Origin of the sequence: Sphingomonas sp., from assembly GCF_048595155.1 — a bacterium.
Classification (GTDB): Bacteria; Pseudomonadota; Alphaproteobacteria; order Sphingomonadales; family Sphingomonadaceae; genus Sphingomonas_I.
Genome location: NZ_JBMDXN010000012.1, coordinates 23,290 through 38,500, shown reverse-complemented (window position 1 = coordinate 38,500; position 15,211 = coordinate 23,290). Strand labels below are relative to the sequence as shown.

General features: G+C 65.4%; 13 protein-coding genes. 10 read left to right on the top strand and 3 right to left on the bottom strand.

What is annotated here, in order from left to right; translation table 11 throughout:
* Positions 1-24: 24 nt before the first annotated feature.
* The 3 genes from ACOJSI_RS02520 to ACOJSI_RS02510 all read right to left on the bottom strand — a co-directional run bounded on the left by ACOJSI_RS02520 (position 25) and on the right by ACOJSI_RS02510 (position 4,202).
* On the bottom strand, positions 25-1,260 hold the full coding sequence (locus ACOJSI_RS02520; protein WP_420136685.1) for a DUF418 domain-containing protein: 1,236 nt from the start codon (positions 1,258-1,260) through the stop codon (positions 25-27).
* Between the two features lie 227 nt (positions 1,261-1,487).
* Positions 1,488-3,719, bottom strand: coding sequence for a phosphoribosylformylglycinamidine synthase subunit PurL (purL, locus tag ACOJSI_RS02515; RefSeq protein ID WP_420136684.1), 2,232 nt, complete (start codon positions 3,717-3,719; stop codon positions 1,488-1,490).
* A 93-nt stretch (positions 3,720-3,812) separates the two neighbouring features.
* The gene (locus ACOJSI_RS02510) at positions 3,813-4,202 is read right to left on the bottom strand and encodes a hypothetical protein (RefSeq protein ID WP_420136683.1); all 390 of its coding nucleotides are present in this window, start codon (positions 4,200-4,202) and stop codon (positions 3,813-3,815) included.
* A gap of 152 nt (positions 4,203-4,354) precedes the next feature.
* Here ACOJSI_RS02510 and ACOJSI_RS02505 point away from each other — a divergent pair, with 152 nt between their 5' ends.
* The 10 genes from ACOJSI_RS02505 to murD all read left to right on the top strand — a co-directional run bounded on the left by ACOJSI_RS02505 (position 4,355) and on the right by murD (position 15,093).
* Positions 4,355-5,347 carry a cysteine synthase A gene (locus ACOJSI_RS02505; RefSeq protein WP_420136682.1) on the top strand — a complete coding sequence of 331 codons (993 nt, stop codon included), beginning with the start codon at positions 4,355-4,357 and terminating at the stop codon, positions 5,345-5,347.
* A gap of 76 nt (positions 5,348-5,423) precedes the next feature.
* On the top strand, positions 5,424-5,660 hold the full coding sequence (locus ACOJSI_RS02500) for a hypothetical protein (protein WP_420136681.1): 237 nt from the start codon (positions 5,424-5,426) through the stop codon (positions 5,658-5,660).
* A gap of 343 nt (positions 5,661-6,003) precedes the next feature.
* Positions 6,004-6,450, top strand: a complete 447-nt coding sequence (locus ACOJSI_RS02495) for a hypothetical protein (RefSeq protein WP_420136680.1) — start codon at positions 6,004-6,006, stop codon at positions 6,448-6,450.
* Positions 6,447-7,394 (top strand): 16S rRNA (cytosine(1402)-N(4))-methyltransferase RsmH, encoded by a 948-nt coding sequence (gene rsmH, locus ACOJSI_RS02490; RefSeq protein ID WP_420136679.1) that lies wholly within the window; start codon positions 6,447-6,449, stop codon positions 7,392-7,394. Before ACOJSI_RS02495 ends, rsmH begins: the two co-directional genes overlap by 4 nt.
* On the top strand, positions 7,391-8,089 hold the full coding sequence (locus ACOJSI_RS02485) for a hypothetical protein (protein WP_420136678.1): 699 nt from the start codon (positions 7,391-7,393) through the stop codon (positions 8,087-8,089). The genes rsmH and ACOJSI_RS02485 overlap by 4 nt, the downstream gene beginning before the upstream one ends.
* On the top strand, positions 8,086-9,819 hold the full coding sequence (locus ACOJSI_RS02480) for a peptidoglycan D,D-transpeptidase FtsI family protein (protein WP_420136677.1): 1,734 nt from the start codon (positions 8,086-8,088) through the stop codon (positions 9,817-9,819). The genes ACOJSI_RS02485 and ACOJSI_RS02480 overlap by 4 nt, the downstream gene beginning before the upstream one ends.
* The gene (locus ACOJSI_RS02475; protein WP_420136676.1) at positions 9,812-11,230 is read left to right on the top strand and encodes a UDP-N-acetylmuramoyl-L-alanyl-D-glutamate--2,6-diaminopimelate ligase; all 1,419 of its coding nucleotides are present in this window, start codon (positions 9,812-9,814) and stop codon (positions 11,228-11,230) included. The genes ACOJSI_RS02480 and ACOJSI_RS02475 overlap by 8 nt, the downstream gene beginning before the upstream one ends.
* 106 nt (positions 11,231-11,336) lie before the next feature.
* The gene (locus ACOJSI_RS02470; RefSeq protein ID WP_420136675.1) at positions 11,337-12,701 is read left to right on the top strand and encodes a UDP-N-acetylmuramoyl-tripeptide--D-alanyl-D-alanine ligase; all 1,365 of its coding nucleotides are present in this window, start codon (positions 11,337-11,339) and stop codon (positions 12,699-12,701) included.
* A gap of 5 nt (positions 12,702-12,706) precedes the next feature.
* Complete coding sequence (gene mraY, locus ACOJSI_RS02465; protein ID WP_420136674.1) at positions 12,707-13,777, top strand: phospho-N-acetylmuramoyl-pentapeptide-transferase; 1,071 nt, start codon at positions 12,707-12,709, stop codon at positions 13,775-13,777.
* Positions 13,774-15,093, top strand: a complete 1,320-nt coding sequence (gene murD / locus ACOJSI_RS02460; protein WP_420136673.1) for a UDP-N-acetylmuramoyl-L-alanine--D-glutamate ligase — start codon at positions 13,774-13,776, stop codon at positions 15,091-15,093. Before mraY ends, murD begins: the two co-directional genes overlap by 4 nt.
* Positions 15,094-15,211: the final 118 nt, after the last annotated feature.

Below are 15,211 nucleotides of genomic sequence, written 5' to 3'. Positions count from 1 at the left end.
GGAGCTCATCTAGCGATACTGCGACTAACTCGCAATAGCTCTGCGAAACGGAACGAGCTGTCCGCGCGACAGGCTGCGCCAGGCCCATTCGAACGGACCGTAGTGAAAGCGCCGCAACCAGGGCCGGCTCCACAGCAGCATCAGCGCCCATTGTCCGGCCACCAGCCAATAGAGCTGGGCACGCGAGAGGCTGCCGAACCAGCCCAGGCCGTAGCCATAGAAGATCGTCGTCATGACCAGACTCGTCAGCAGATAATTGGAAAAGGCCATCCGGCCCGCGGCCCCCAGCCGGTCCATCAGCTCCCGCGCGGCGCCCGCGCGCAGGGCAAGGATCAGAAGCGCGGCATAGCCCAGCGCCACGAACGGACGCAGCATCAGCGTGAGGACGTCGGCGAGCGGCAGGAAAGCGGGGTCGAAGTCGTGCGCGATGATCGATCCTGTCAACGGTATGTAGAGCAGCAGCGCGGCCACGCCGGCGACCACGATCTGTCGATAGGCGCGATGCGACCATTGCCCCGTCCAGAAGCCCAGCCGGTAAAGCAGCATGCCTAGGAAAACGAATCCCAGCGTACCCGGCAAGGTCGCCGGCACGATCTGGAACTGGAACAGGCCCGTGGTCGGCGCGCGCGCGGCGAACACGTCGGCGAAGCTGCCGCGATAAAGCTGGATTTCGTGGGCGATGGCGGCGGGGTTCGGCACGACCTGGGCCAGCACCTTGTTCCATTCCCTGACGGCGTCCAGGGGCGGGTTGGGGCCGGTCGCGAGCGTCTGGAGCAGGTTCACGTCATGCCATTGGATCAGGCTTTGCACGCCGTCATAGCCGATCAGGCAGATCGCCGTGAAGGCGAGCGCGCTCGCCGTCCAGGTCCGGCCGATGAAGGCGATTGCCCCACAGATCGCATATTCCACCAGGATGTCGCCATACCAGACGAACCAGGCATGCAGCATGCCGAAGACGAACAGCCAGAAGATGCGCGCATAATGGATGCGCGCCGGCCCCGGCGTGCGATCCTCCGCCGCATCGGTGATCAATAATAGCGACGCGCCGAACAGCATAGTGAACAGCGCGCGCATCTTGCCGTCCGCTAGAATATAGGCGCTCGCCCAGGCCGCCAGATCAGCTCCATGCGCGCCGCCATAGAAGCGCGGATCGACATAAGCGTATGTCGGCATGCCCATCGACACGATGTTCATGATCAGGATGCCGCACACTGCGAAGCCGCGGATCACGTCGAGGGCGAGGATGCGGTCTTTGTTCAAGCTAGCGCCTGCCGCGGCCCACATCGGGGCGACGGCTTGTCGCCCTCGGTGCCCTCAATGCAACAAGTGCTCATTCCCCTCCACCATGCTTCGCATGGTCCCCCTCCCCGAGCAAGCTCGGGGAGGAGAATTCCCTCTCCTCCCCGGAACGGGGAGGGGGACCATCCGCAGGATGGTGGAGGGGATTTGCCGGAACCTCAGCGCCTTATCGATACGGCTGGGATCCCTCACGCCAAAGCGGCGTCGGCGCCCATCAGCTTGGGGAAGAAATCTTCATGGGCGCTGCGCAGGTCCGTCAACGTCACGCAATGATCGCCGCCTTCGGTTTCGAAGATGATCCGGTTGGCGATCGTGCGGCCGATCGGTTCGGCCTCGATCCCATTGGCGTTGGCGCCCGCGAGGAAACCCAGCAGCGCCGGATCGTGCACCGTGACGAGATAGAGCCCCTGATCCTCGGCGAAGTAGGAACCCGCCAGTCCAAACGGCGTCGGCCCGTCGATCAACGCGCCGCAATTGCCCGCCAGCGCCATTTCCGCGATCGCGACGGCGACGCCGCCGTCTGACACGTCATGGCAGGCGGTGATCCAGCCTTGCTCGATCCCGGCGCGGATATAGTCGCCGGTCTTGCGTTCCGCCGCGAGATCCACCGGCGGCGGCGGGCCGGCATCGCGACCGTCCAACCCATGCAACTCGCGCAGCCACAGGGACTGGCCGAGATGGCCCTTGCGGGCGCCCACCAGCAGGATGATGTCGCCGCGTTCGCGAAAGCCGATGCCGACCGATCGCTTCCAGTCCGCCAGCAGGCCGATCCCGCCGATCGCCGGCGTCGGCAGGATGGCGCTGCCGCTACCATCGTCATTCTTGGTCTCGTTATAGAGCGAGACGTTGCCGCTCACGATCGGGAAGTCGAGTGCGGTGCACGCCTCGGCCATACCTTCGATACAGCCGACGAACTGGCCCATGATCTCGGGCCGCTGCGGGTTGCCGAAATTCATGCAGTCCGTGGTGGCGAGCGGCTTGGCGCCGACCGCGGTCAGGTTGCGCCAGCATTCCGCCACCGCCTGCTTGCCGCCCTCGAACGGATCGGCATAGCAATAACGCGGTGTGCAATCGGTGCTGACCGCCAGCCCCTTGTCCGTCCCGTGGACGCGAACGACGGCGGCGTCGCCGCCCGGCCGCTGCACTGTATCGCCGCCGACCATGTGGTCATATTGCTCCCAGATCCAGCGCCGCGAGGCGAGATCGGGTGAGGCCATCAGCTTGCGCAGATCGGCAGCCACGTCACTGCTGTCTGGCAGGTCGGCGGGGAGGGTGGGCACGTCGGTCTTTTCATGCGGCCGATCATAACAGGGCGCCTCATCCGCCAGTGGCTCCAGCGGAATGTCGCAGACCGTCTCGCCGTTGAAGGTCAGCACCATCCGGCCGGTATCGGTGACATGGCCGATCACGGCGAAGTCGAGCTCCCACTTGCGGAAGATCGCTTCGGCGAAATCCTCGCGGCCGGGCTTGAGCACCATCAGCATGCGCTCCTGGCTCTCGCTCAGCATCATCTCATAGGGCGTCATGCCGGTCTCGCGACACGGCACCGCATTCATATCGAGCTCGATCCCGACGCCACCCTTCGATGCCATTTCGACGCTGGAGGAGGTGAGGCCCGCAGCGCCCATATCCTGGATCGCCACGATGGCATCGGACGCCATCAGTTCCAGGCAGGCTTCGATCAGCAGCTTTTCGGTGAAGGGATCGCCGACCTGCACGGTCGGGCGCTTCTCTTCGGAATCCTCGCCGAAATCCGCGGACGCCATGGTCGCGCCATGGATGCCGTCGCGGCCGGTCTTCGAACCGACGTAGACGATCGGATTGCCGACACCGGAAGCGGCCGAATAAAAGATCCTGTCGGTTTCCGCGACGCACACCGTCATCGCGTTGAACAGGATATTGCCGTCATAGGCGGCGTGGAAGTTCACCTCGCCACCGACGGTCGGCACGCCCACGCAATTGCCATAGCCGCCGATCCCGTGGACGACGCCCGCGATCAGGTGACGCATCTTGGGATGATCCGGCCGCCCGAAGCGGAGCGCGTTGAGGTTCGCGACCGGGCGTGCGCCCATCGTGAAGACGTCCCGCAATATGCCGCCGACACCCGTCGCCGCGCCCTGATAGGGTTCGATGTAGGAGGGGTGGTTGTGGCTCTCCATCTTGAAGATGGCGGCCTGACCGTCGCCGATATCGACGACGCCCGCATTCTCGCCCGGGCCGCAGATCACCTGTGGGCCGGTGGTGGGCAGCTTCTTCAGATGCAGCCGCGACGATTTGTAGCTGCAATGCTCCGACCACATGACCGAAAAGATCCCGAGCTCGGTCAGGTTCGGCTCGCGGCCGAGCGCATGCAGGACGCGCTCATATTCTTCGGGGGACAGGCCGTGTTCGGCGACGATGGCAGGCGTGATCTCGCTCATGTCGCGAGCCGATAGCGAAGCCTGGCGCATCGTCCAAAGAAAAAGGCCGGCAGGATGGTCCCGCCGGCCTCGAAAAATGGATTGTGGGGAAAATCAGCCCTCGCAGGTCTGGCTTGCGCCGCCCTTGGCGAGCGTGACGGACGAGGCCTTGGCGTCGCCGGTCAGGGTATAGTCGCCACCGGTATAGGGCGCACCGGCGCTCGGCGCGGCCAGCGCGATCGGATCGGCGGTCTTTTCCTTCAGGCGCAGATTGGCGGTCGTATTGTCGTTGAACCAATCGACATAGACGATGGTGTTGTCCTTGCAGCGATAGGACTTGCTGGCCAGCATCGCCGGCGGCAGCTTCACCGGGGGCGCATTCGCGATTTCGTTGGCGGTGGGATCCGCCGGACCGCCAGCCACGATCGTGGTTGGCTTGGTATCGCAAGCGGCGAGAAGGAACAGGGCGGCGAGCGGCAGAGCGCGGAGCATGGGATGGTTCATAGCGGATCTTTCTTTCGCAGTTGCGGGATATACGTCAAGAGTGTTGACGCTCTTTCTGAAGTTCGAATTTCGGGGATGCGCCGAAGCGTTGCCTTGTCCGCTGAAATCGAAGCTTGCTTGCTCCGTTCCAAGCCCTTGCCTATCGGCTGTTTATGACAATTATCGCTCGAAATGTGCCGGCTCTGGTCGGCAATACGCCGTTGGTTCGCTTGGCCGGTCCCAGCGAAGCCACCGGTTGCGAGATTTACGGCAAGTGCGAATTCATGAACCCCGGCGGGTCGGTGAAGGACCGTGCCGCTCTGTTCATCATTGAGGATGCCGAAGCCAACGGCACGCTCCAGCCGGGCGGGCTGATCGTGGAGGGGACGGCCGGCAATACCGGAATCGGGCTGGCGCTGATCGGCAATGCCAAAGGCTATCGCACCACCATCGTCATCCCCGAAACGCAGAGCCAGGAGAAGAAGGATACGCTGCGTGCGCTCGGGGCCGAACTGATCGAGGTCGCGCCGACCTCCTATTCCAACCCCGCCCATTATGTGCACACGTCTCGCCGCATTGCGGAAGAAACGCCGGGCGCCTTATGGTCGAACCAGTTCGACAATATCGCGAACCGCCTTGCCCACATCCGTACGACCGCACCGGAAATCTGGGCCCAGACGGAGGGGCGGGTCGACGGCTTCACCTGCGCGGTCGGGACCGGCGGCACCTTGGCCGGTGTCGGCCTGGGCTTGAAGGAGCAGCGCGATGATATCGTCATTGGTCTGACGGATCCGCACGGTGCCTCGCTCTACGAATATTATGCCCATGGCGAGCTGCGCGCCGAAGGATCCTCGGTGTCCGAGGGCATCGGCCAGAGCCGCGTCACCGCCAATCTGGAAAGCGCGCCGGTCGACACCCAATTCCGGATTTCGGACGAGGCCGGGCTCGAACAGCTCTTCGCTTTGCTGAAGCAGGAGGGGCTTTGCCTGGGTCTCTCGTCCGGCATCAACGTCGCCGGCGCGATGGCACTCGCGCGGGAGATGGGGCCGGGCCATACGATCGTTACCATCCTGTGCGATTCCGGGATGCGCTACCTGTCAACGATCTTCAATCCGGCATGGCTGCGGGCCAAGGGCCTGCACGCGCCGGATTGGTTACGGCGCTAACAAAGGTTTCCAAGCGGCGGGCGCATCCCTATTCTGTGGCGATGAGGGCCCTTAAGCGCGTCGCGGGAGAAGCGGTATGCACCGTGTGCGCATCGGCCTGATCGGGCTGGCCTGGGTGTTCCTGCTGGTCATGCTCGCCACCACCTTCCTGCATGTCGCCGGACCGGATCGCGGCACGTCGCGTGGCCAGGCCGCCACCAACGATGCCGCGCCAAGCGAGCCGCTGGCGGAGCTGGGGGTGGCGCCCGGCAACACCCCGCCCGACACGAAGGCAGAGCCTGCGCCGGTGAAACCGGCGGCGCCGACGCATTGAGTCGCGCCAAAACACCCACCTACCGCTAAATTTCGCCCCACATTTTTATCCACAGGCTTCGCTCTGCGGGAAACGGCAGTTTCGCGCCAATTTCACGTGTCATTACGGAATCGATACAACCACGGCATACACAGTTCTCCCCATACAGTGGTATTGATACCCATAAGCAACCCATGCTAATCCACGTTCATCCGGCAAGGTGGCGCACGAACTGCGTCGCGGCGCCGAACCGACGGACGGACGGGGCGCGTCACTTCCGCGGCAGCAGGGCGGAACGAAACACTTGGTCAGGGAGACATTCTTTGTTGGGCATGCCCTGAACGCGGTCGACGCGAAGGGACGCGTGTCTGTGCCTGCTGCCTTCCGCTCGCAGATCGATCGACGCGCCAAGGATGACGGCGGCAAGGACGCCGACAAGGAATTGATGATCGCCCCGCATCCCAAGCGTGATCGCCTGCGCGCTTATGATGCGATCGGCCTGCGCGACCTGTCCGCCGAATTGCGGGACAGCGTCGCCGATCTGCCCGCGGCCGCCCGCCGCGAAGCCCATGAAGGCGTGCGCCGCAACGAACTGACCGCTCTGACCCCGGTGACGTTCGATGGCGCGGGCCGCATGGTGCTTTCGCCGATCCTGCGAAAGCTCGGTAAGATCGGCGAGCTCGCCTTCTTCGTCGGCATGGAGGATTATTTCGAGATCTGGAGCCCGGAAAACGCCCGGATCGGCTTCGCCGACAATCCCGTCGTGCTCGAGATGCTCGACATGTACCTGGAAGAGCGGAGCGCGTCATGACCGCCCCGGCACCGCACATTCCGGTCTTGCTCGATGAGGTGATGGCCGGGCTGAGCCCGCAGCCGGGCGAAACCCATGTCGACGGCACGTTCGGCGCGGGCGGCTATAGCCGTGCGCTTCTGGATGCGGGCGTGCACGTGATCGCCTTTGATCGTGATCCCGATGCCGTTGCCGAGGGCCAAGCCCTGGTGACGGCCAGCGAGGGCCGGCTGGAGCTCGTGCCGGACGTCTTCTCGCGGCTGGGTTCGGCGCTGGCCGAGCGGGGGATCGACACGGTCGACGGAGTGACTTTCGATGTCGGCGTCTCGTCGATGCAGCTGGATCGCGCCGATCGCGGCTTTTCCTTCCAGGCCGACGGGCCGCTCGACATGCGCATGGGTCGGTCGGGCATGAGCGCTGCCGATTTCGTCAATGAAGCGGACGAGGACGAAATCGCCGACGTGCTGTTCCATTTGGGCGAAGAACGCCAGTCGCGCCGGGTTGCCCGCTTCATCGTCGCCGCGCGCCCGATCACGCGGACGTCCGAACTGGCGGCGGTGGTCCGCCGCGCGCTTGGCTATCGCGAGCATGACAAGAAGGATCCGGCGACCCGCACCTTCCAGGCCATCCGCATTCACGTCAACCGGGAGCTGGGTGAGCTGGAAGACGGCCTTGCCGCAGCCGAACAGGCGCTGGCGCCCGGCGGCCGGCTCGCGGTGGTCTCGTTCCACAGCCTTGAGGATCGTATCGTCAAACGCTTCCTGAAAGAGCGTAGCGGTACGGCCGCCGGCTCGCGCCACCTGCCCGAGGTCGCGACGCGTACGCCCAGCTTCGAAGCGGTCGCCAAGCCGGTCCGTGCCAGTGAGGCGGAGCTTGCCCGCAATCCCCGTTCCCGTTCCGCCACGTTGCGCGTCGCCCGGCGCACCGCGGCCAGCCCCTGGGCGATGAAAGGTCATGCGTCATGATCGTCGCGACGCGTCTAAGCGCGGTGTGGCAGGTCGCCGGCGTCGCCGCTGCGGCCCTGTGCTGTTATCTGGTGTCGCAGTCGGTGGCCTCCGAACGCGCCGGTCTGCTCAAGGTGGATCGCCAGATCGCGCAGACGCAGGATGAGATTGCGAAGCTGCATACCGAAATCGGTGTGCGTGGCCGCATGGGGCAGCTGGAGCGGTGGAATTCCGAAGTGCTGGCGCTGCAGGCGCCGCGCCCGAGCCAGTTCGTCTCCAGCGGCGTGCAGCTTGCCAGCCTCTACGGGCGCAAGGGCCAGCCGGCGTTGCAGCTGGATCCCGCGATCGTACGCCAGCAGGGTGACGTGACCCGCGTCGCTTATGCACCTCCGGCCGCTGCGCCGGCGCCGGCGATGCCATCCGCGGCGCCCGCGCCGCACACGCCCGAACTCGCACCCGCGCAGCCGTTGCTGCGCACGGCCACCTATATCCGCCCTGTTCCCGATCGGCTGGGGCCGGCGCCTGCGGGCCCGACGACGGCGCCGTTGATCGCCAAGGCCTCGTTTCAGCCCAACAAGCCGGTTGCCCGGCCTGCGCCGGCCCCTGTGGTAAAGGTCGCGTTTCAGTCGCCCAAGTCGCTTCTGCCCGCCGATATCAGCGTTTTGGCGGCACGCGAGGCGAAGGGGTCCAGGGATAACGCCAAGGCAGAGCGGTGAACGCGCCCGCGGGACTGCGCCTGGATCGCGCCGTGCGGGTTGGATTGCGTGAGCCGGCCGCGCCGGGCACGCCGATGCAGGTCGCCCAGCAGCGCCTGATGGGCATCATGCTGATGTTCATGCTGGTGACGGCCATCATCGGCCTGCGCCTGGTGCAGATCTGCCTCTTCACCGGATCGGACGGCAACAATGGCGGCGCGCAGAATGCGCAGCGGGGAGAGATCCTGGATCGCAACGGCCAGCCGCTGGCGACGACGATCAAATTGTGGGCGGTTGCGGTCAATCCGCAGAAGATCCTGGGCGACAAGAACGCGCTGGCGGTGAAGCTCAACCAGCTCATGCCGGAAAAGTCGGTGCTGGATTATCGCCGCATCCTCTTCGGCAAGCGCAAATTCCTGTATCTGCGCCAGCCGGCGCCGCCCGAATTGGCCGCGGCGGTGCATGCCTTGGGCGATCCGGGCCTGCTCCTGCTGAGCGAATCCCATCGGCTCTTCCCGCAATCCGCGATGGCGGGTCATGTCCTCGGCTATTCGCAGGAGGTGGAAAATCCGCGCACTCACAAGCAGGAGCTCACCGGCATCGGGATCGAACGCTATTTCGACAATGATCTGAAGGCTGGGAAATCGATCACGCTTTCGATCGACACCCGCGTTCAGGCCGCTCTCGAAAGCGAGATCTCCAAGCGCATGGTCGAGACACAGGCCGTCGGCGGCGCGGGCGTGATCCTGGACGTGCATACCGGCGAAGTGCTGGCCATGGCTTCGCTGCCGGACATCAACCCCAACGCGCCGCTGCGTGACCAGGCCAACATGTCGAACAAGGTCACCCAGTCGACCTATGAGCTGGGTTCGACCTTCAAGATGCTGACCTTCGCCAACGCCATCCAGTCGGGCGTGCTGACGGATATGTCGCAGAAGTTCGACGTCTCCTCCCCGCTCCATGTTGGCGGCCACACGATCCACGACGACGAGCCCATGCACCGTGCGCTGACCGTGCCGGAGGTGATGACCTATTCGTCCAACATCGGCACCGCCCAGATTGCCGACGAGCTCGGGCCGGAGCGGACCAAGGCCTTCTTCCGCCTGCTCGGCATGGATCGCCGCATCCCGATCGAGCTGCGCGAGCGCGGCATGCCGCAATTCCCCTCTTACTGGGCCCGTACGACGGTGATGACGACGGCCTATGGCCACGGTATCGCGGTGACGCCGCTTCATCTGGCGGTGGCCTATTCCGCGCTTGCCAATGGCGGCATCCTGCGGCCGGCCACCTTGCTCAAGCTGCCGCCCAACGCGCAGGTTCCGGGCAAGCGCGTGATCTCGGAGGCGACAAGTGCGCGCATGCGTCAGTTCATGCGCCTGGTGGTGCTCCAGGGCACGGGCACCAACGCGAACGCGGCCGGCCTGCGCGTCGGCGGCAAGACCGGCACGGCGGAGAAGGTGGTCGGTCGCGGCTATAGCAAGAGCGCCAATATCACGGTATTCGCCGGTGCCTTCCCGATGGACAATCCGCGTTATGCGGTGGTCACGATTCTGGATGACGCCAAGGGCAGCAAGCAGACGGCAGGGTTCAAGACGGCAGGCTGGATGACCGCGCCGCTGATGCGCCGCATCACCGCCCGCGTCGGCCCATTGCTTGGCATCAGACCTGAACTGGATAAGGACATCGATGTGTCCGAGCTGATGGCGTTGCTGGCCGAGAAGAAGGTGCCCGGTAAGAATGTTCTTGAATGAGATCCTCGGCGATGCGCGCACCGGCGTAGACACGCGCGTCACGGGCTTCGCCATCGATAGCCGCAAGGTGGCGCCGGGAACGGTGTTCGGCGCCTTCCGGGGCACGCTCGTCAACGGCGAGGATTATATCCCGAATGCGATCGCCGCCGGCGCGGTGGCGGTCTACGCGCGGCCCGAAGCAGTGGTGGAAGGCGCGATCCATGTCGCCGATGCCGAACCACGGCGCGCGTTTGCTCATGCCGCGGCCAAATTCTTCGCGCCTTTCCCGGATCATGTCGTTGCGGTCACCGGAACCAACGGCAAGACCTCGACCGTCGAACTTACGCGCCAGTTGTGGCGCATGGCGGGCTTTCACGCCGCTTCGATCGGTACGCTCGGCGTCACCACCGCCGACGATTCCGTGTCCACCGGCCTTACCACGCCCGATATCGCGACATTCCTGTCGAACATGGCCGGCCTGCGCCGGGAGGGCGTGACGCACGCCGCGTTCGAGGCGTCGAGCCACGGCCTGTCGCAATTCCGCACCGAAGGTTTGCCCGTCCAGGCGGCCGCCTTCACCAATCTGTCGCGCGATCATCTCGATTATCACGGCACGATGGAAGCCTATCTAGAGGCAAAGCTGCGCCTGTTCAGTGAGGTGGTCGCAGGCGATGGCGCGGCGGTCGTCTGGATGGACGATCCGGCCTCGACCCGGGTCGCCGAGATCGCGCGCGAGCGCGGGCTGCGCCTGATCTCCCTTGGCACCCGGGGAGAGTCGATCCGGATCGTGGAGCGCCAGCCGACCCAGTTGGGGCAGACGCTGACGCTCGAAGCGGACGGCAAGACCCACAGTGTCAAACTGCCCCTGATCGGCGCCTATCAGGCTGCCAATGCTTTGACTGCGGCGGGTCTGGTGCTCGCGACTGGCGGCGAATTGGCCGACATTCTCGCACGGCTGGCGCGGGTGCAGCCGGTTCGCGGACGGCTTGAACGCGCGGCAATCAGCCGCGCGGGTGCGCCGATCTATGTTGATTATGCCCACACGCCCGACGGCCTCGAGGCCGCGATCCAGGCCTTGCGGCCGCATACGGCCGGGCGGCTGATCGTGCTGTTCGGCGCGGGTGGCGATCGCGATCGCGGCAAACGCCCGCTGATGGGCGACGTCGCCACCCGTCTCGCCGATCACGTCATCGTCACCGACGACAACCCCCGCTCCGAGGATCCGGCCTTCATCCGTCGCGAAGTGCTCGCCGGGGCGCCCGGCGCGGTCGAGATCGACGGCCGGCGCGACGCCATCGCTGCCGCGATCGCCGAGGCAGGCAGCAACGACATCATATTGCTCGCCGGCAAGGGGCACGAACAGGGCCAGATCGTCGGCGACCGAGTCCTGCCGTTCGACGATGTCCAGGTCGCGCGGGAGTGCGCGGGATGAGCGTTGCAATTCAACCGTCCGTCCTGAGCGAAGTCGAAGGACGCTGCTGCGCGCCTCTAGTCACGTGCTTCGACTTCGCTCAGCACGAACGGGGCTGGATGGCACGATGAACACGCTCTGGGCCTCCACGGAAATCGCCGCCGCCACCGGCGGTACGGCGTCGGCTCCGTTCGACGTCAATGGCGTCGCCTTCGATTCGCGTGAAGTCGGCCCGGGCGATCTGTTCATCGCCCTCAAGGGCGATAGCACAGACGGTCACCGCTTCGTCGCGCAGGCGCGCGGACAGGGGGCGGCCGGGGTCTTGGTGTCGCAACCGGTCGAGGGGCCGCATGTGCTCGTACCCGATACGACGGCCGCGCTCGACGCGCTCGGTGCCGCCTCCCGCGCCCGCACCACAGGCAAGGTGATCGGCGTGACCGGCTCGGTCGGCAAGACGAGCGTGAAGGAGGCGCTGTTCGCCGCGTTCGACCGCGCCGTGCCGGGCCACGCCCACCGATCGCTCAAAAGCTATAACAATCATGTCGGCGTGCCGCTCAGCCTGTCGCGCATGCCGCGGGATACGCGCTTCGGCGTGTTCGAAATGGGCATGAACCATGCCGGCGAGCTGCGCGCGCTCACGCATCTCGTCCGTCCCCATGTCGCGCTCGTCACGACGGTTGCGCTCGCGCATGGCGCCTTCTTCCCCAATGAAGAGGCGATCGCGGATGCGAAGGCCGAGATCTTCGAGGGGCTGGAACCGGGCGGTATCGCGATCATCCCCTATGACAATGTGCATCGCGACCGCCTCATCGCAGCGGCGGAAAAATTCGCCGGCCAGATTGTGACATTCGGACGCGATCCGGCCGCCGACATCTACGCGCGCGAGGGCAAGGCCGGCCCGCGCGGTACGTTCGTCCAGGCAAGGCTGCGCAATGCGGAGCTTGGCTTCACCGTCGCCTTGCCGGGCGATCATTGGGTGACCAATGCGCTGGCCGTCCTGGCGGTCGTGGAAGCCGCGGGCGGCGATCTGGCTGCCGCCGGGCTCGCCATGGCCGATCTGAACGGTCTCGCCGGCCGGGGCCGGCGCATGACGATCCCGCTCGACGGCGGTGACGCGCTGCTGATCGACGAAAGCTATAACGCCAATCCCGCCTCCATGCGCGCCACTCTGGCGATGCTCGGGCAGGAGCGCGGGCGCAAGATCGTCATCCTCGGGGCGATGCGGGAGCTCGGGCCGGAGGAAGAGCGCCATCATGCGGAACTTGCCGAGCCGATCACGGCGGCGGGCGTCGGACTGGCACTGCTCGTCGGTCCCGAGATGAAACCCTTGGCACGGGCGCTTGAGGGGCGGATCGATTTGGTCCATGTGCCTGACGCCGCTGCCGCCGCCGCGCAGGCTTCCAGCCTGATCGCACCGGGCGACGCGGTTCTCATCAAGGGATCGAACTCGGTCGGGCTCGCCGGCGTCGTCGACGCTTTGGCCGGGGGTTAGGATTTATGCTGTATCTTCTCGCCGAGCATCTCGGCTTCCCCCACGTGCTCAACCTCATCCGCTACATCACCTTTCGGGCGGGTGCGGCGGCGCTGACGTCGCTGTTCCTGGGCCTGATCATCGGCCCCCGTTTCATCGGCTGGTTACGCATTCGCCAGGGCAAGGGGCAGCCGATCCGCAGCGACGGTCCGCAGACCCACCTCGCCAAGGTCGGCACCCCCACCATGGGCGGGCTGATGATCCTGACCTCGGTCACGGTCTCGATGCTGCTGTGGATGAACCTCAACAACCGCTATGTCTGGGCCTGCCTGCTGGTGACGCTGGGCTTCGGTCTGATCGGTTTCCTCGATGATTATGACAAGGTCACGAAGCGCAGCCACAAGGGCGTGTCGGGCAAGGTCCGCCTGCTGATGGAGTTCGTGGTCGCCGGCGTCGCCGCCTGGATCATCGTGTCCGGCAACGATACGACGCTCTATCTGCCCTTCTACAATGGCCCGGTTATCGATCTCGGGCCCTTCTACGTGCTTTTCGCCGCCTTCACGATGGTGGCCTTCGGCAATGCGGTGAACCTGACGGACGGCTTGGATGGGCTCGCGACCATGCCGGTGATCATCGCCAGCCTCGCCTTTTTCGTCATCGCCTATCTTGTCGGCAACGCCAAGTTCGCCGCCTATCTCGGCATCCCGCACGTGCCCGGTGCGGGCGATCTGGTGTTGCTGACCGCCGCAATCATCGGTGCGGGGCTGGCCTTCTTGTGGTTCAACGCGCCGCCCGCTGCCGTCTTCATGGGCGATACCGGCAGCCTCGCCTTGGGCGGCGCGCTCGGCGCGATCGCGGTCTCCACCCATCATGAGATCGTGCTGGGGATCGTCGGCGGCCTGTTCGTGGTCGAAGCCGTGTCGGTTATCCTGCAGGTCTTCTTCTTCAAGCGCACCGGGAAGCGCATCTTCCGGATGGCACCGATCCACCATCACTTCGAACAGATCGGCTGGAGCGAACCGACTGTCGTGATCCGCTTCTGGATCGTCAGCTTCATCCTCGCGCTCGCCGGTCTCGCGACCCTCAAGCTGCGGTGATCACAAGTCCCGTCTTCCGCGGCAAACGCTACGCCGTCCTCGGCCTCGCCCGTTCCGGCATAGCCGTGGTCGAAGCCTTGCTGGGGAGCGGCGCCGACGTGACCGCCTGGGACAGCCGCGAAGAAGCCCGCAACGCTCTCCTCCCCGGAACGGCGAGGGGGGGCGCGCAAAGCGCGGTGGAGGGGAATTCCCTTACCTTCGCCGATCCCCTCGAAATCGATCTGGCCGGCTTCGACGGCGTCGTCGTGTCGCCGGGCGTACCGCTCAACAAGCATCCGATCGCGGCGAAGGCACGCGCGGCGGGCGTGCCCGTCATTGGCGACATCGAACTGTTCGCGCTCGCAAGGCCCAGCCTGCCGCCGCACAAGGTGATCGGCATCACCGGCACCAACGGCAAGTCGACCACCACCGCGCTCATTCACCACATCCTGCGAACGGCAGCTGTGCCGACCCTGATGGGCGGCAATATCGGCCTGCCCATCCTCAGCCAGGATCCGCTGCCGCAGGGCGGCGTCTATGTGCTGGAACTGTCCAGCTACCAGATCGACCTGACCTTCAGCCTCGATTGCGACGTCGCCGTCCTGACCAACATCACGCCCGATCATCTTGATCGCTATGACGGCTTCGCAGGTTATGCGGCGTCGAAGGAGCGGCTGTTCGGTATGCAGTCGGCAGCGCACATCGCGGTCATCGCCACCGAGGACGATCAGACGCGGGCGATCGCTTCGCGCACCTTAGGGAGTCTTGTGGAAGTCGCCTCCACCGCGATCAGCGATCAATCCCGCTGGCCTTCTCTGCAGGGTCCGCACAATGCGCAAAACGCTATCATTGCTATTGAGACGTGCAAGGCGCTTGGGCTTAACGACGATCAGATCGAGCGTGGTCTCGCCACCTATCCAGGCCTACCCCACCGTATGGAGCGCGTGGCTGAGAAGGGAGGGGTGCTGTACGTCAACGACAGCAAGGCGACCAACGCCACCGCGACCGCGCCGGCGCTGGCGGCCTATCCGAAGATCCACTGGATCCTGGGTGGCCTGCCCAAGACCGACGATCTCGACGATTGCGCGCCTTATTTCGGGCATGTGCTCGCCGGTTATACGATCGGCCAGGCCGGGCCGATGTTCGCGAACATCTTGCGCGCCGCCGGCAAGCCGGTGACGGAAAGCATTACGCTCGCGCAGGCGGTCCAGGATGCGGCCGCGGCCGCGCAGCCGGGTGAGGTGGTGATGCTGTCACCCGCCTGCGCCTCGTTTGATCAGTTTACCGATTTCGAAGCGCGGGGCGAAGCCTTCCGCGCCGCGGTGGGGGCTTTATGACCTACACACCGTTCGCTTCGAGCGAAGGTTCGAGCGCAGTCGAGAACCGTAGTCGAGAAGTCGTACCGCTAGTTCTCGACGGGCGCATCTCGACTTCGCTCGATGCTGCTCGAACCGA